Origin of the sequence: Pseudomonas sp. XK-1 (assembly GCF_038069885.1) — a bacterium.
In the GTDB taxonomy this organism is placed as follows: domain Bacteria; phylum Pseudomonadota; class Gammaproteobacteria; order Pseudomonadales; family Pseudomonadaceae; genus Aquipseudomonas.
Genome location: NZ_JBBPES010000002.1, coordinates 443,201 through 458,734 on the forward strand (window position 1 = coordinate 443,201; position 15,534 = coordinate 458,734).

The 15,534-nt window shown below is 64.2% G+C and carries 15 protein-coding genes; 5 read left to right on the forward strand and 10 right to left on the reverse strand.

What is annotated here, in order from left to right; translation table 11 throughout:
* Positions 1-90: 90 nt before the first annotated feature.
* The 10 genes from ltaE to WMW70_RS07770 all read right to left on the reverse strand — a co-directional run bounded on the left by ltaE (position 91) and on the right by WMW70_RS07770 (position 11,771).
* Entirely contained in the window at positions 91-1,092 is a 1,002-nt protein-coding gene (gene ltaE, locus WMW70_RS07725; RefSeq protein WP_341436923.1) for a low-specificity L-threonine aldolase, read from the reverse strand.
* Positions 1,093-1,267: 175 nt separating this feature from the next.
* On the reverse strand, positions 1,268-2,278 hold the full coding sequence (gene astE, locus WMW70_RS07730) for a succinylglutamate desuccinylase (RefSeq protein WP_341436924.1): 1,011 nt from the start codon (positions 2,276-2,278) through the stop codon (positions 1,268-1,270).
* 10 nt (positions 2,279-2,288) lie between these two features.
* Positions 2,289-2,573 (reverse strand): topoisomerase II, encoded by a 285-nt coding sequence (locus tag WMW70_RS07735; protein ID WP_341436925.1) that lies wholly within the window; start codon positions 2,571-2,573, stop codon positions 2,289-2,291.
* A 76-nt stretch (positions 2,574-2,649) separates the two neighbouring features.
* Positions 2,650-4,017 carry an N-succinylarginine dihydrolase gene (gene astB, locus WMW70_RS07740; protein WP_341436926.1) on the reverse strand — a complete coding sequence of 456 codons (1,368 nt, stop codon included), beginning with the start codon at positions 4,015-4,017 and terminating at the stop codon, positions 2,650-2,652.
* The gene (gene astD, locus WMW70_RS07745; RefSeq protein WP_341436927.1) at positions 4,014-5,477 is read right to left on the reverse strand and encodes a succinylglutamate-semialdehyde dehydrogenase; all 1,464 of its coding nucleotides are present in this window, start codon (positions 5,475-5,477) and stop codon (positions 4,014-4,016) included. Before astD ends, astB begins: the two co-directional genes overlap by 4 nt.
* A 94-nt stretch (positions 5,478-5,571) precedes the next feature.
* Complete coding sequence (gene astA, locus WMW70_RS07750) at positions 5,572-6,588, reverse strand: arginine N-succinyltransferase (RefSeq protein WP_341436928.1); 1,017 nt, start codon at positions 6,586-6,588, stop codon at positions 5,572-5,574.
* Positions 6,589-6,599: 11 nt separating this feature from the next.
* Positions 6,600-7,616, reverse strand: coding sequence for an arginine/ornithine succinyltransferase subunit alpha (aruF, locus tag WMW70_RS07755; RefSeq protein WP_341436929.1), 1,017 nt, complete (start codon positions 7,614-7,616; stop codon positions 6,600-6,602).
* A gap of 175 nt (positions 7,617-7,791) precedes the next feature.
* Positions 7,792-9,012, reverse strand: coding sequence for an aspartate aminotransferase family protein (locus WMW70_RS07760; protein ID WP_341436930.1), 1,221 nt, complete (start codon positions 9,010-9,012; stop codon positions 7,792-7,794).
* A gap of 522 nt (positions 9,013-9,534) precedes the next feature.
* Entirely contained in the window at positions 9,535-10,734 is a 1,200-nt protein-coding gene (locus WMW70_RS07765; RefSeq protein ID WP_341436931.1) for a patatin-like phospholipase family protein, read from the reverse strand.
* A 107-nt stretch (positions 10,735-10,841) separates the two neighbouring features.
* Complete coding sequence (locus WMW70_RS07770) at positions 10,842-11,771, reverse strand: lipid A biosynthesis lauroyl acyltransferase (protein WP_341436932.1); 930 nt, start codon at positions 11,769-11,771, stop codon at positions 10,842-10,844.
* Between the two features lie 164 nt (positions 11,772-11,935).
* Here WMW70_RS07770 and minC point away from each other — a divergent pair, with 164 nt between their 5' ends.
* From minC to WMW70_RS07795, 5 genes are all read left to right on the forward strand, one after another.
* Entirely contained in the window at positions 11,936-12,661 is a 726-nt protein-coding gene (minC, locus tag WMW70_RS07775; protein WP_341436933.1) for a septum site-determining protein MinC, read from the forward strand.
* A gap of 92 nt (positions 12,662-12,753) precedes the next feature.
* Positions 12,754-13,566 (forward strand): septum site-determining protein MinD, encoded by an 813-nt coding sequence (minD, locus tag WMW70_RS07780; protein WP_341436934.1) that lies wholly within the window; start codon positions 12,754-12,756, stop codon positions 13,564-13,566.
* On the forward strand, positions 13,566-13,820 hold the full coding sequence (minE, locus tag WMW70_RS07785; protein WP_025165363.1) for a cell division topological specificity factor MinE: 255 nt from the start codon (positions 13,566-13,568) through the stop codon (positions 13,818-13,820). The genes minD and minE overlap by 1 nt, the downstream gene beginning before the upstream one ends.
* Positions 13,821-13,957: 137 nt before the next feature.
* A complete protein-coding gene (locus WMW70_RS07790; protein WP_341437050.1) occupies positions 13,958-14,647 on the forward strand; it encodes an RluA family pseudouridine synthase in 690 nt (229 codons plus the stop codon).
* Positions 14,648-15,073: 426 nt separating this feature from the next.
* Positions 15,074-15,526: an Hsp20/alpha crystallin family protein gene (locus WMW70_RS07795; protein WP_341436935.1), complete on the forward strand. Its 453-nt coding sequence runs from the start codon at positions 15,074-15,076 to the stop codon at positions 15,524-15,526.
* Positions 15,527-15,534: the final 8 nt, after the last annotated feature.

A 15,534-nucleotide genomic window follows, 5' to 3' on the forward strand; every position in this document is an offset into this window, starting at 1 on the left:
CTTTATTGATAGACGGGAGCTATGGCAGCGCACGGGCGTTGTAGCGCGGTTTATTCAAGCAGCCTGGCCCACAACATGCAGGAGCCTCACCTAGCGCCGGAAGGCGGCAAACGCCTGAATCACCTGCTCGACATCCTCGGCACTGACATCCATATGGGTAACCATGCGTATGCGCGGCGCGGCTGTCAGTTTGATTGCGCGTTCGGCGCAGAAGGCTTTCAAGGCACTGGCGCGTTCGCCGACCTGCACATAGACCATATTGGTCTGCACCGGCTCGACCTGATAACCCAGCTCGTGCAAGCCAGCCGCCAGCCGTTCGGCATTGGCGTGGTCGTCGGCCAGGCGCGCCACCTGATGCTCCAGGGCATACAGCCCGGCGGCGGCCAGCACGCCGGCCTGGCGCATACCGCCGCCGACCATCTTGCGTAGCCGCCGCGCCTTGCCGATCAGCTCGCTGCCGCCGCACAGCACCGAGCCCACCGGCGCGCCAAGGCCCTTGGACAGGCACACCGAGACCGAATCGAAATGCTGAGTAATCTGCCGGGCCGGCACATTCAGCTTGACCGCAGCGTTGTACAGGCGCGCGCCGTCCAGATGCAGGGCCAGGCCATGCTTGAGGGTCAGCGCACGGGCGGCGGCCAGGTAGTCCAGCGGCAACACCTTGCCCTGCATGGTGTTTTCCAACGCCAGCAGGCGGGTGCGGGCGAAGTGGAAGTCGTCCTGTTTGATCGCCGCTTCGACTTTATTCAAATCCAGCGAGCCATCGGCTTCGCCCTCGATCGGTTGCGGCTGGATCGAACCGAGCACCGCCGCGCCGCCACCTTCGTATTTATAGGTATGGGCCTGCTGGCCGACAATATATTCGTCGCCGCGCGCGCAATGGGCCATCAGCCCGAGCAGGTTACTCATGGTGCCGGTGGGCACGAACAAGGCGCTGGCAAACCCCAGCTCAAAGGCCAGGTGCTGCTCCAGGCGGTTGACCGTGGGGTCTTCGCCATACACGTCATCACCCAGTTCGGCGGTCAGCATGGCCTCGCGCATGCCCGCAGTGGGCTGGGTGACGGTGTCGCTGCGCAGATCGATAACGGCCATGGCGGGTTTTCCTTCACATTGCGAAAAGACCGATGCTAAAGCGCCGCGGATAAGCGAACAAGGTACAGATCAGGCGATAAAGCGCAGGACAGCTACGTAGGGTGGATGACGCCTTTATCATCCACCTGGCGTGCATCAATTGGTGGATGGATAAAGCGCCATCCACCCTACGGGCTCAAGCCAGCGGCACATTCTCAGCCGGCACGATCAGAATGCCGGCACGCAAGCCGTTCTTCACCTTGGGGTTGGGGAAGATGATCCGTGCACCGGCCTCATTCACCACCCAGCGGGTGTCGGCCAGGTCCTCGGCGAGCAGGTAGCCGACCGGCAATTCGCTGAAATTTTCGATATCAGCCGGCAGGTGCAGCTTGAAGGCGTCGCTGTGCTTGATCACTTCGCGGGCCACGGCGAACAGCTTGAGATCGCCCAGGCAATCGCCGGCGGCCTCGGGCTCGCGCCCTTCGATCAGCGCCTGCAGGTGCTGCTCCAGTAGATCCAGGTTGACCAGTTCGTTCTGCCCGAAGGGACGCGCCTTGCCCAGTTCCAGGGTGAAGGCCTCGGCCCCCAGCTGCGCATAGGTGTAGGCACTGAAGGTGATCGAGCTCTTGTTGTGCAGCAGCACTGCTTCAATCCCCGCCGCACTCAGGCGCGCCAATTCACGCTGGCTGCGCGGCCGGCCTTCCTGATAGGGATAGAGGGCGAACTGCTCGATCTTCGACGCGCGAATGGCGGTGTGCAGGTCGTAATGCAGGCGGGTGCGCTCTGGCTTGCTGAAAAAGGTAGCGGCCAGATGTTCCAGATCGCAGGCACGCAGGGCCTCTGGGCCGGTGTACTGATCGTGGCGGCCGTTGAACAGGCGGTTGATGTCATGTTCGACATAACGCTCGCCGCGGCGCATGGCCTCGGGGTTGCCGAACAGAAAGAGAATGCGTGCCCGCGGCTTCAACTCGTTGCGGGCAATTGCGCGCAACAGGCGGTCGAGCAACTCGATGGGGGCGGTTTCATTGCCATGGATACCGGCGGAGAGCAGCAGGTCCTGGCCATTGTCGCCGGCCACCGGCGGCGTCACTTCCAATGCGCCCTCGGCCAGCCAGCGCAGGCGCGTACCCTCGGGTGTCAGCTGAATTTTCGCTGCCGGCTCATGGCCGGCCAGGGTCATTTCAAGCAGTTTGCCGAGGGCAAGCATAGGAGTTACCTCAGTCGTGGTTGCAGTCGGGACCGTGCACGTGCTCGTCATCAGTGAGTTCGGCCGCTTCCATTTCCAGCTCCAGACTGACCAGGTTGGTGGCCAGTGGGCGCAGCAGCAGGTTGGCGTATTCGCTAGCGCCCTCCTCCACATCCACACCGATCATCAGCTGGTTGTTGCCAACCTGCTGAAACCAGATTTCCTGGCCCTGCCAGATCACGGCAAAGCGCGTGCAGGAGGTTTCCAGCTGGGTGCCGTCGGTGTCTTCGAGGATCAGTTGCAGGGCGTCGCTCATAAAATCTCCACAGGTTTGGACGTAGGGTGGATGGCGTTTTCACATCCACCGGTGGATCGATAAAGCGTGATCCACCCTACTCAGCTAATTGGAAGGGATAAACCGCGCCCAGTTTAAGGATCTGGGTCAGTTCGTCCAAGGCCGTGCGGCATTCGTTTAGCAATTGTGGATCAGCCAGGTCGTTTTCGCTCAGGCGATCGCGGTAATGCTTGTCGACCCAGAGGTTCAGGCTGTCGTGCAGGGTCGGGGTCATGATCACGCCCTGATTGACCGCCGCCAGCTCCTGCTCCTTGAGCGCCACGCGCAGGCGCAGGCAGGCCGGGCCGCCGCCGTTCTGCATGCTCTGCTTGAGGTCGAAGACCTTGACCTCGCGGATCGGCCCGCTGCCACTAGTGAGTTGCTGCAGGTAGTTCCACACATTGCTGTTGTTGCGACACTCTTCCGGCACGATCAGCAGCATGCCGCCATCGGCGCGGCTCAGCAGCTGGCTGTTGAACAGGTAGGAGCGCACCGCATCCTCCACCGTGACCGCTTCGCGCGGTACGCACACGGCCTGGAAGTTGCCGCCGCGACGGGCGAGCTTGGCACTCAGTTCGGCCAGCACCTTGTCGGTATCGAGGAAGGCGTCCTGGTGATAGAACAGCACCTCGCCGTTACCCACGGCGATCACGTCGTTATGGAATACGCCCTGGTCGATCACGTCCGGCGTCTGCTGGGCGTAGACCACGCCCTCCTCGCTCAGGCCGTGCAGACGGGCCACCGCCTGCGAAGCCTCCAGGGTCTGCCGCGCCGGGTAGCGGGCCGGCTGCGGGAAGCGGCTGTCGAAGGCGCTACGACCGAATACGAAGAACTCCACGCCGGCATCGCCATAGCCCTTGCAGAAGCGCGTGTGGTTGGCTGCCCCCTCGTCGCCGAACTGGGCCACCGCCGGCAGCGCGGCGTGGTGGGCGAAGTGCTGCTCGCTGGCGAACATCGCCCTCAGCACGCGGCTGGTGGTCGGGTGTTCGATGGAGCGGTGGAACTTGCAGTTGAGGTTGGCGGCGGTGAAGTGCACGCGGCCATCAGCCGTATCGGCGCTGGGGCTGACGGTGCAGGCGTTGGCGGTCCACATGCTGGAGGCCGAACAGCTGGCCACCAGCAGCGGCATGGCCTCTTTCGCTGCTTTCTGGATCACCTGGGCGTCGCTACCGGTAAAGCCCAGGCTGCGCAGCACGGCGACATTGGGGCGCTCCTGCGGGGCCAGTACGCCCTGCTTGAAGCCCATGTCCATCAGCGCCTTCATCTTGGCCAGGCCCTGCTTGGCCGCCTCTTTCGGATTGGACGCCACCTGGCTGTTGCTCTGCGAGGCCACGTTGCCGTAGGACAGCCCGCCGTAGTTATGCGTTGGCCCGACCAGGCCATCGAAATTCACTTCAAATGCAGTCGCGTTGGATGCGTGGCTCACAGGCTTACTCCGGGAGTCAGGGTGGCAGGCAGGCTCAGGCTTTCGACTTCCAGCGAGGCCACCGGGTAGGCGCAGTAATCCGCCGCGTAATAGGCACTGGCGCGATGGTTGCCGGAGGCCCCCACGCCACCGAACGGCGCGCTGCTGGCGGCACCGGTCAGTTGCTTGTTCCAGTTGACGATGCCGGCGCGGCTTTGCAGCCAGAACTCGTCATAGCGCGCCCTGGAGTCGGACAGCAGGCCGGCGGCCAGGCCGTACTGGGTGTTGTTGGCCTCGGCGATGGCCTCAGCGAAATCGGCGTAGCGAATCACCTGCAGCAGCGGACCGAAGAATTCCTCGTCGGGGCGATTGGCAATAGCGCTCACGTCGATAATGCCCGGGGTAAGCAGGGCCGCATCGGCTTCTGGCTGGGTCATCGTCAGCAATGCGCTGGCTCCCTGGGCCAGCAGCTGGGCCTGGGCCTGGATCAGCTGCTGGGCCGCGGCCAGGGAAATCACCGAGCCCATAAAGGGCGCGGGCTGTTCATCGAAGCGACCGACGCGGATCTGCCCGGCCACCTGCACCAGGCGCGCCAGCAGGGCATCGCCCCACGCGCCCTGAGGCACCAGCAGGCGACGGGCGCAGGTGCAACGCTGACCGGCGCTGATAAAGGCCGACTGGACGATGGTGTAGACCGCGGCGTCGATATCCTCGACCTGATCGACGATCAGCGGGTTGTTGCCGCCCATCTCCAGGGCCAGGATCTTCTCCGGGCGACCGGCGAACTGGTTATGCAGCAGGTTGCCGGTGCGGCTCGAGCCGGTGAAGAACAGGCCGTCGATACCTGGATTGGCGGCCAGGGCCACGCCGGTTTCCCGCGCGCCCTGCACCAGGTTGAGCACACCCTCCGGCAGACCGGCGTCGATCCAGCACTTGACGGTCAGCTCGGCGACTTTCGGGGTCAGCTCGCTGGGCTTGAACACCACACAGTTGCCCGCCAGCAGCGCCGGCACGATATGGCCGTTGGGCAGGTGCCCGGGGAAGTTGTAGGGACCGAACACCGCCACCACGCCATGGGGCTTGTGCCGCAGCACGGCGGTGGCGTCGGCCAGGGGGCCGCTCTTCTCGCCGGTGCGCTCACGGTAGCTCTGGATGGAGATGGCGATCTTGGCCGCCATGCTGGCGACTTCGGTGGCGGTTTCCCACAGCGGCTTGCCGGTTTCCTCGCCGATGCAGTGGGCCAGTGCCTCGCCCTGGCTTTTCAGGCGGGCGGCAAACTGTTCGAGCACGGCGATGCGCTCATCCAGCGAACGCGAGGCCCAGGCCGGGAAGGCGGCGCGGGCGGCCTGCACGGCGGCCTCGACCTGCGCGGCGCTGGCAGCCTGGCCGTGCCAGATCACCGCCTGGCTCACCGGGTTCAGCGATTGCAGCGGTTCGCCCAGGCCTGCATGCCAGGCACCGGCGATGTAATGAGTGCTCATCTTGTTTTATCACTCCCAGCAAGGTGTGGGCCCGGTCAGGCACCGGGCAGGTACTACAGGCGAGGCGCGCGTCGAGGTCGCGCCAGGCTCAGAATCAGCCGCGGGCGGACAGCGGCACGGCGCGCACCTGGTCGCCTGCCGACAGCCGCAGGCGCTTGGCGGTCTGCGCATCGACCACCAGGCTTCCAGCGGCCAGACGCGCCGGCGCGGCGGTGATGCGGCAGCCTTCGCGCTTGCGGTTGTGGATCAGGTAGGCGGTGGCGTCATCGCCGGGGGTGCCAATGGCCAGGATCAGCGCCTGACTATCGCGCACGGCGCGGATCTTCGCGGTTTCCGCCTCGATGGCCGGGCCGGCGTCGAAGATATCGACATAGCCCTGGTAGCTGAAACCCTCGCCCTTGAGCATGGCCAGGGCCGGCTCGGTGTCGGGATGGACGCGGCCGATGATGTTGCGTGCATCCTCGGAGAGAAAGCAGGTATAGAGCGGAAACTTGGGCATCAGCTCGGCGATAAAGGCCTTGTTGCCGACGCCGGTGAGGTAGTCGGCCTGGCTGAATTCCATCTTGAAGAAGTGCCGGCCGAGACTTTCCCAGAATGGCGAACGGCCGTTGTCGTCGGACATGCCGCGCATCTCGGCGATCACCTTGTCGCCAAACTGCTCGCGGAACTCGGCGATAAACAGCAGGCGCGCCTTGGACAGCAAACGGCCGTTGAGCCCGCTGCGGTGATCGGCACGCAGGAACAGCGAACACAGCTCGGAGTTGCCGGTCAGGTCGTTGGCCATAAACAGGGTGGGAATCTGCCGATGGATATTCAGCTCCTTGGAGGCGCTGACGGTCAGACCGACCCGGTAGTTGTACCAGGGCTCGCGCAGGCCCACGGCCCCGGCCACCGCAGAGATGCCGACCACTTCGCCGGCATCGTTCTCGAGCACGAACAGGTAGTCGGCATCGGCACGTTCGGCTAGGCCCTGAAAGGTTTTTTCCGCCCAGGCCACCCGGTGCGCCAGGCGCGCCTCGTTGGCCGGCAGGGTGGTCAGGCCGGCACCGGTGCTGCGTGCCAGGTCGAGCAAGGCCGGAAGATCGGCGCTACATACGGGACGAACGATCATGCACTCACTCCTTAAACCGCCACCAGGCGTACGCTGACGCCTTCGCCGACGCCCAAGGCTTCGGCGGCTGCAAAACTCAGGGTCACCGGCTTGCCCGGCACCCAGTCGAGGTCCGCGACTATGGCGCGAAAATCCTGCAACTGGCCGTTGCTGACCAGGTAGGGTCGACCGCCCTTCACCGGTTCACCGATGCGCACCGGCACCACACGGCTCTGGGCGATGGAGCGGATGCCCGAGGTGCGCGCATGCAAGGTCGGGCCGCCATCGAAGATGTCGATGTAGTGGTCGGTCTCGAACCCCTCACGCATCAGGATGTCGAAGCTGATCTGCGCCCGCGGATGCACCTGACCCATGGCCTCCTGGGCATCGTCCGGCAGCAGCGGCACATAGATGGGGTAATGCGGCATCAGCTCGGCGAGAAAGGTGCGGCTCTTCAAACCACAGATGCGCTCGGCCTCGGTGTAGTTCATGTCGAAGAAGTTGCGCCCCACCGCATCCCAGAACGGCGAGTCGCCGGCCTCATCGCTGTGCCCGACGATTTCCACCACCAGGGCATCGGCGAAACGCTCCGGGTGATTGGCCAGAAACAGCAGACGACCGCGCGAATTCAGCTCGGACCAGGCGGTGTCCACCAGCGACCGGTCGACATAGAAGCTGGTCAGCAGGCTGTTGCCGGTCAGGTCGTGGCAGAGCGAGAGCACGTGGATCTTGTTGTGAATCTTCAGCTCGCGGGAGTTGTGCACGAAGGTTTCGTTGCGAAAACTGTAGAACGGCTCGGAATAGCCGGCCGAGGCGACGATGCCGGAACAGCCGACCAGCCGCCCGCTCTCGCTGTCTTCGAGGACGAAGAAGTAGCTCTCTTCGCCATTGAAACTGACCTCGGCAGAAAACGAGGCCTCCGAGGCCGCGATCTTTTCGCGCAGACGGTCGGCATCATCCGGCAGCGAAGTCACACCAACCGGGCTATCCGCGGCCAGACGCTGCACTTCAGCGAGGTCGGCCATTTGCGCGGGGCGCATCACCAGCATGGTGTCACTCCTTTCGAAAAAAGCTCCAGGCGGCACCTGCGCACCACCTGGAAAACGCTGCGGACAGGGCCGCAGCACACACAGAGAGAGTCTTCCCTGGATTCGACTCAAGCCCTCCGTGGCTCGAGCATGTCCGGCCTGGCAGGCCCGCAGCGGGTCATCCCAGGCCGGCGACTCAGGCTTGAGTCAGCTTGGCCACGGCGCGTTCGAGTCGCGCCAGACCTTCATCGATATCGGCATCGTCCACCACCAGGCTCGGGGCGAAACGCACCACGTCCGGACCGGCCTGCAGCACCATCAACCCTTCGAGGGCGGCGGCATCGAGAATCGCCTTGGCCTTGCCCTTCCAGGCATCGCTGAGCACCGCGCCGATCAGCAGGCCGAGGCCGCGTACTTGGCTGAACACGCCGTACTGCTGGCCAATCTGCTCCAGCTTGGTCTTGAAACGCTGATGCTTGGCCTTCACGCCCGCCAGCACTTCAGGGGTGTTGATGGTGTCGATCACCGCCTCGGCCACCGCACAGGCCAGCGGGTTGCCGCCGTAGGTGGTGCCGTGGGTGCCGACGGCCAGGTGCTTGGCCAGCTCACTGGTGGTCAGCATCGCGCCAATCGGGAAACCGCCGCCAAGGCTCTTGGCGCTGGAGAGGATGTCCGGGGTGACGCCGTAATGCATATAGGCGAACAGCGAGCCACTACGGCCCATGCCGCTCTGCACCTCGTCGAACACCAGCAGGGCGTTGTGCTTGTCGCACAGCTCGCGGGCGGCCTGCAGGTAGGCCAGGTCCGCCGGCAGCACGCCGCCTTCGCCCTGAATCGGCTCCAGCACCACGGCGCAGGTCTTGTCCGATACCGCGGCCCGCAGCGCCTCGATATCGTTATAGGGAATGTGGCTGATGCCCTGAATCTTCGGCCCGAAACCATCGGAATACTTCGGCTGGCCGCCGACGCTGACGGTAAACAGGGTGCGCCCGTGGAAGCTGTTGGTCGCCGCGATGATCTCGTACTTGTCCTCGCCGTATTTATCGAAAGCCACGCGCCGGGCCAGCTTGAACGCCGCCTCGTTGGCTTCCGCTCCCGAGTTGCAGAAGAACGCACGCTCGGCAAAGGTGGCGTCGACCAGCTTGTGCGCCAGGCGCAGGGCCGGCTCGTTGGTAAACACGTTGGACACGTGCCACAGCTGATTGGCCTGCTCGGTCAGGGCCCCGACCAGCGCCGGATGACAGTGACCCAGGACGTTGACCGCGATGCCGCCAGCGAAATCGATCAGCTCGCGACCGCTCTGGTCCCAGACTCGCGAACCGGCTCCGCGCACCGGAATAAAGCCGGCGGGGGCATAGTTGGGCACCATCACCTGGTCGAAATCGGCGCGTTGCACCGGGTCGTGCTGAACGGACATCTGGGCTCTCCTGACAAGGAACACCTGCATTGGCTAGCAGGCGATGTGAAGGATTGTAGGGATTGATCCGGGCTTGGCATTGCCGCCATGCGACAACTTCTTATAGCGCCAACCCGAGGAAAACCGGCGCTTTCAGATATGCGACAGAAAGCGTCGGGAAGGCGCAGTTTAAATGCAGCCGGCCCGCTTGGCGCGGATTTATCCAGGGTGCGGAAAAGGATTTTTATGGCCTGCCATCCATGGCGGCCACCCTTCGGGCCGTCGCTGCGCGACGTTAAAAATGACTCCCGGCCATTTTTTATGGCCTGCCATCCGTCGAGCCACCCTTCGGGCCGTCGCTGCGCGACGTTAAAAATTGGCTCCCGGCCATTTTTTATGGCCTGCCATCCGTGGAGCCACCCTTCCGGCCGTCGCTGCGCGACGTTAAAAATGACTCCCAGCCATTTTTTATGGCCTGCCATCCGTGGAGCCACCCTTCGGGCCATCGCTGCGCGACGTTAAAAATTGGCTCCCGGCTATTTTTCAGGCGGGTACCGGCACCACGGTCGGTACCGGCGGGCTGCTCAGGCTAAGGAATTCGATCAACTCACCCTGCTGCGCCATGGCGTCCTGATAGCCCAGCTCGATCAGCTCGTTGCAGTAGCCCGGCTCGAACAGCAGGTAGCTGAGCACCCCCGCGCCACTGGCCCGAGTCGCCCCCGGCCCGCGCAGGAACAGGCGCAGAACCCTGGGCAGCTCGCGGCGATGGCGCGCGGCGATCACGTCCAGCGGCCGGCTCGGCGCAATCACCAGTACGTCTACAGGCTTGAGGCCCAGGCCGCGGGGATGCAGCTCGGGGGGAATCAGCCGACTCATCAGGTTGAGGCGTTCGAGCAGCTCGATATCGCTTTCCAGGCTGTCGATAAAGGTGCTGTTGAGCATATGCCCCCCGATCTGCGCCAGGCTCGGTGGGCGCACATGTTGCGGCCGCGGCACGTCGCGGCTGGCATTTTCTGCGGGATTGCCACTGACCCCCACCACCAGCACCCGAGTCGCCCCCAGGTGCAGCGCGGGACTGATCGGGGCCGGCTGACGTACCGCCCCATCGCCGAAGTATTCGCGGTTGATCTTCACCGGCGGAAAGATCAGCGGGATCGAGGCGCTGGCCAGCAGGTGCTCCAGGCCCAGGCGGGTTGGCACGCCGACCCGGCGGTGGCGGAACCAGGGATCGATGGTGGCGCGGCCCTGGTAGAAGGTCACCGCCTGACCACTTTCATAACCGAAGGCAGTCACCGCCACGGCGCGCAGCTGACGCTGACGCACGGCGGCGGCGATTCCGGTGAAATCCAGTTCGCGGCGCAGCAGTTCGGCCAGCGGCGAGCTGTCGAGCAGCGCCACCGGGATATCGCCCCCCAGCCCGAGCAGACTATGGCCGATAAAACGACTGGCCTGGTGCAGCACCCCCGGCCAGTCGCTGCGGTACACCTGATGGGTATGAAAACCCTGCCAGACAGCCGTCAGGCGGCGCACCGCCTCGGTGAAATGCAGCGCCCCGCAGGCCAGGCCCACCGCATTGATGGCCCCGGCCGAGGTGCCGACGATAACCGGAAAGGGATTGTGCGCCGCATCGGGCAGCAGATCGGCAATGGCCGCCAGCACCCCCACCTGATAAGCCGCACGCGCGCCACCACCGGAAAGGATCAGCCCGGTCACCGGCTGGCTGGAAGGGGCGAACTGCGACATAGGCTTTTCCGAAGGTTTATGGCCAGTATAGGAGCGACTCCGCGTGGAAGAAACGCGACCGGACAGGACCGACGCGCCCGCGGCGGACCGGGTTCAGGCGTACGAACTCAGGCCGGCCGCTTCTTGTAGAGTTTCTTCTCGCCGGGCGGACGGGTCTTGAAGCGGCGGTGCGCCCACAGGTACTGCTCGGGGCAGGCGGTGATCGCCTGCTCGATCCACTGGTTGACCCGCACGCAGTCGGCCTCCTCGCTCTCGCCAGGGAAGTCGGCCAGCGGCGGATGAATGGTCAGGCGATAGCCCTGGCCGCCGGGCAGGCGCTGCTGGGTAAAGGGAATCACCCGGGCTCGGCCCATGCGGGCGAACTTGCTGGTGGCGGTGACGGTGGCCGCCGGCACGCCGAACAGCGGCACAAACACGCTGCGCTGCGCGCCGTAATCCTGATCCGGGGCATACCAGACCACCCCACCTGCGCGCAGCAGCTTGAGCATGCCGCGCACATCGTCGCGGCCAATCACCCCAAGCAGGCGCTGCTCGCGGCCACGGCGCTGGATATAGTCGAACAGCGGGTTCTTGTGCGGCCGGTACATGCCATACATATCCTGTTGCAGGCCGAGCAGGCCGCCGCCCATCTCCAGGGTGGTGAAATGCAGCGCCATCAGGATCACGCCCTGGCCATCGGCCTCGGCCTGGCGCAGATGCTCCAGCCCTTCGATGGTGCCCAGGCGCGCCAGACGAGCGGCCGGCCACCACCAGGCAATGGCCATCTCGAAGAAGGTGATGCCGGTGGACGCGAAGTTTTCCTTGAGCAGGGCCTTGCGCTCGGCCGCCGGCATCTGCGGAAAACACAGCTGCAGGTTGCGTGCAGCAATCTTGCGCCGTGAGCTGGCCAGGCGGTACATCAGCGCCCCCAGGCCACGCCCCAGCCCCAGCAGCACCTTATAAGGCAGCTGGGCGATCAACCACAGCAGGCCCAGCCCCAGCCATAACAGCCAGAAACGCGGATGCAAAAACGCAGCATGAAAAACCGGACGTTCCATAAACAGGTCCAATGCCCCAACAAAGCGCGGCATTCTATCAGGAGTTTGCCGACCGCTGGCCCGAGCGGCGGTTTGCCTCCCCCTCAACTTGCGAGCGAGCGGCGTTCTCGCTATAAGTCCGGGCTACTTTTATAAAGCCGCTATAAGGCCGCATCAGGCAGACCATGAGCCAAGCCGATCTCCTCGCGCAAGACCCCGTATTCCAACTCAAGGGCAGCATGCTGGCCATCACCGTGATGGAACTGGCGTACAACGACCTCGAGCGCCTCGACCAACAGCTGAGCGAAAAAGTCGCCCAGGCCCCGGCCTTTTTCAGCAACACCCCGCTGGTACTGGCCCTGGACAAGCTGCCGGAAGGCGAAGGCAACCTCGACCTCGCCGCCCTGATGGCCGTATGTCGCAAACATGGCCTGCGCACCCTGGCAGTGCGCGCCAACCGCGAAGCCGATATTGCGGCCGCCGAAGCACTGGACATGCCGGTTCTGCCACCTTCCGGTGCCCGCGAACGGCCCATCGACCTGGCCCCGGCAAAGCCGGAAAAGCCCGCCGAACCGGAAGTGCGACCGAGCAAGATCATCACCAGCCCGGTACGCGGCGGCCAGCAGGTATATGCCCAGGGCGGCGACCTGATCGTCCTGGCGCCGGTCAGCGCCGGCGCGGAACTTCTCGCCGATGGCAACATCCATGTTTACGCGCCCATGCGCGGCCGCGCCCTCGCAGGTATCAAGGGCAACGCCAAGGCACGCATCTTCTGCCAGCAGATGGGCGCGGAACTGCTGTCCATCGCCGGCCAGTACAAGGTCGCCGAAGACCTGCGCCGCGACCCCCTGTGGGGCGAGGCGGTACATGTCAGCCTGTCGGGTGACGTGTTGAACATCACCCGCCTTTAACGGATACTGCGGCCACTTTTCAAACAGGGCAACCGGAAGCCTGAAACGGGCCACGGAACCTGCGTTTTCTCTATATTTTGGGGTGAATCACCTTGGCCAAGATCCTCGTAGTTACATCCGGCAAGGGTGGCGTCGGTAAAACCACCACCAGCGCCGCCATCGGTACCGGCCTCGCCCTGCGCGGGCACAAGACGGTTATCGTCGACTTCGACGTCGGCCTGCGCAACCTCGACCTGATCATGGGCTGCGAGCGCCGTGTGGTGTACGACTTCGTCAACGTGGTCAACGGCGAAGCGACCCTCTCGCAAGCACTGATCAAGGACAAGCGCCTGGAAAACCTCTACGTGCTGGCCGCCAGCCAGACCCGTGACAAGGACGCCCTGACCCAGGACGGCGTCGAGAAAATCATCAACGAACTGCGCGAAACCTTCGAATACGTGGTCTGCGACTCGCCGGCCGGTATCGAAAAGGGCGCGCACCTGGCCATGTACTTCGCCGATGAGGCGATTGTCGTGACCAACCCGGAAGTCTCCTCGGTACGTGACTCCGACCGCATGCTCGGCCTGCTGGCCAGCAAATCGCGCCGCGCCGAGAAAGGCGAAGAGCCGATCAAGGAGCACCTGCTGCTGACCCGCTACAACCCGGAGCGCGTCACCAAGGGTGAAATGCTCGGTGTGGAAGACGTCGAGGAAATCCTCGCCATCCGCCTGCTCGGCGTGATTCCGGAGTCGCAAGCCGTACTCAAGGCCTCGAACCAGGGCGTGCCGGTCATCCTCGACGACCAGAGCGACGCGGGCCAGGCCTATAGTGACGCAGTCGACCGCCTGCTCGGCAAGGAAGTAGCCCACCGCTTCCTCGACGTGCAGAAGAAAGGACTCATGCAACGCCTGTTTGGAGCGCGCTAATGAATATTTTCGACTTCTTTCGTGAACGCAAAAAGGAAACCACTGCGTCCATCGCGAAAGAGCGTCTGCAGATCATCGTCGCCCACGAGCGCGGCCAGCGCAGCCAGCCGGACTACCTGCCGGCCCTGCAGCAAGAACTGGTCGAAGTGATCCGCAAGTACGTGAATATCGACTCGGATCAAGTGCAGGTTGCACTGGAAAACCAGGGCAGCTGCTCGATCCTGGAACTCAACATCACCCTGCCGGATCGTTAATCCGTATCTGCAGGCGCAACCAGACCAGATGGCGGCCTTAAGGGCCGCCATTTTATTTCAGCCCTGCACCGAACCTGTAGGAGCGGCGGGGGCACCTAGCCTTGTCCGCGAAGCTTTTAACCAGCAACGACAAAGCCATCGCAGGCAAGCCCGTTCCTACACCAGCAGACCGACGCGCACCCAAGAAGCCCATGCCGCTAAGCCAAGTAGAAATTCTCCACCAGGACGCCGCCCTGCTGGTGATCAACAAGCCCACCCTGCTGCTCTCGGTGCCCGGCCGCGCCGAGGACAACCGCGACTGCCTGGTGACCCGCCTGCAGGAAAATGGCTACCCGGAAGCGCGCATCGTCCATCGCCTGGACTGGGAAACCTCGGGGATCATCGTCCTGGCCCGCGACGCCGACAGCCACCGCGAACTGTCGCGGCAGTTCCACGACCGCGAAACCGAGAAGGCCTACACCGCGCTGTGCTGGGGACAGCCCGAGCTGGACAGCGGCAGCATCGACCTGCCGCTGCGCTACGACCCGCCGACCAAGCCGCGCCATGTGGTCGACCATGAGCAGGGCAAACACGCCCTGACCTACTGGAAGGTGCTGGAACGCTGTGGTGATTACTGCCGCATCGAACTGACGCCGATCACCGGCCGTTCGCACCAGTTGCGCGTGCATATGCTGTCCATCGGCCACCCGCTGCTGGGTGACGGTCTGTATGCCCACGAACAGGCCCTGGCCGCCTATCCGCGCCTGTGCCTGCACGCCAGCATGCTCAGCCTGAGCCATCCGCAGACCGGCGAGCGTATGCGCTTCGAGTGCCCCGCACCCTTCTAGCCTCGCAGGGTGGATGACGCTTCACCCATCCACCACTGCATTGGTGGATGAAAAAAGCGTCATCCACCCTCCACACCCGCTGTAGCCCGACGGCCATCCGGGGCGGCGCTGGCGGCCATCCGGGGCGGCGCTGGCGGCCATGCGCTCGGCAGGGCCTGCCTGGGAGCGGCCCATGGTCGCAATTGGCTGCGCCTACAAAATGCATCGCGGGCATGGCCCGCTCCCAAGCCCGCTGAGGCTTGCACATGGATATTGAATCTACGCGCAGCGCCCTATTTCCTGCAGGCATAAGCTATTCGACAACGTTCTAAACCCACCCTTGAAGCCGCTTCCGGCTGCCAACATATTTTTTTCCAGCGGGGCGCGAAGCCTCAGCCTCGAACCCCGCAAACACGTCTCTGGTCAACTCACCACAGGAGGTCTGCGATGTACGAGTCCCTACTTAACATCCCTGGCGGCCTGCTCGCCGAGTTCGAACGGCTGCAGCGCGAGCTGCAGGACGACTTCGCCAATCTCGGCCGGCCCGGCAGCATCCGTGCCCTGGCCAGCGGTGCCTTCCCGGCCATCAATGTCGGCAGTACGCCGACCAGCATCGAGGTCTATGCCTTCGCCCCCGGCCTGGATCCGGCAAAGCTGGATATCCAGCTCGTCCAGGGCCTGCTGTCGATTAGCGGTGAACGCGCGAGCGCCAAACCGGGCGACAACGGCACCCTCTCGGTCTATGCCAACGAGCGCTTCGCCGGCCATTTCAAGCGCACCGTGAACCTGTCCAAGGACGCCAATCCGGACAAGGTCGAAGCCAGCTACCGCAACGGCGTGCTGCATATCAAGGTGGCGCGGCACGAGGCGGCGCAACCCAAACGCATCAGCATCCAGTAGCCCTTGCA

Excerpts from the sequence above, each read along its gene's own strand:
- ltaE (WP_341436923.1), bottom strand. The coding sequence starts at position 1,092 with ATGGCCGTTATCGATCTGCGCAGCGACACCGTCACCCAGCCCACTGCG.
- astE (WP_341436924.1), bottom strand. The coding sequence starts at position 2,278 with ATGCTTGCCCTCGGCAAACTGCTTGAAATGACCCTGGCCGGCCATGAG.
- WMW70_RS07735 (WP_341436925.1), bottom strand. The coding sequence starts at position 2,573 with ATGAGCGACGCCCTGCAACTGATCCTCGAAGACACCGACGGCACCCAG.
- astD (WP_341436927.1), bottom strand. The coding sequence starts at position 5,477 with ATGAGCACTCATTACATCGCCGGTGCCTGGCATGCAGGCCTGGGCGAA.
- astA (WP_341436928.1), bottom strand. The coding sequence starts at position 6,588 with ATGATCGTTCGTCCCGTATGTAGCGCCGATCTTCCGGCCTTGCTCGAC.
- aruF (WP_341436929.1), bottom strand. The coding sequence starts at position 7,616 with ATGCTGGTGATGCGCCCCGCGCAAATGGCCGACCTCGCTGAAGTGCAG.
- WMW70_RS07760 (WP_341436930.1), bottom strand. The coding sequence starts at position 9,012 with ATGTCCGTTCAGCACGACCCGGTGCAACGCGCCGATTTCGACCAGGTG.
- WMW70_RS07765 (WP_341436931.1), bottom strand. The coding sequence starts at position 10,734 with ATGTCGCAGTTCGCCCCTTCCAGCCAGCCGGTGACCGGGCTGATCCTT.
- WMW70_RS07770 (WP_341436932.1), bottom strand. The coding sequence starts at position 11,771 with ATGGAACGTCCGGTTTTTCATGCTGCGTTTTTGCATCCGCGTTTCTGG.
- minC (WP_341436933.1), top strand. The coding sequence starts at position 11,936 with ATGAGCCAAGCCGATCTCCTCGCGCAAGACCCCGTATTCCAACTCAAG.
- minE (WP_025165363.1), top strand. The coding sequence starts at position 13,566 with ATGAATATTTTCGACTTCTTTCGTGAACGCAAAAAGGAAACCACTGCG.
- WMW70_RS07795 (WP_341436935.1), top strand. The coding sequence starts at position 15,074 with ATGTACGAGTCCCTACTTAACATCCCTGGCGGCCTGCTCGCCGAGTTC.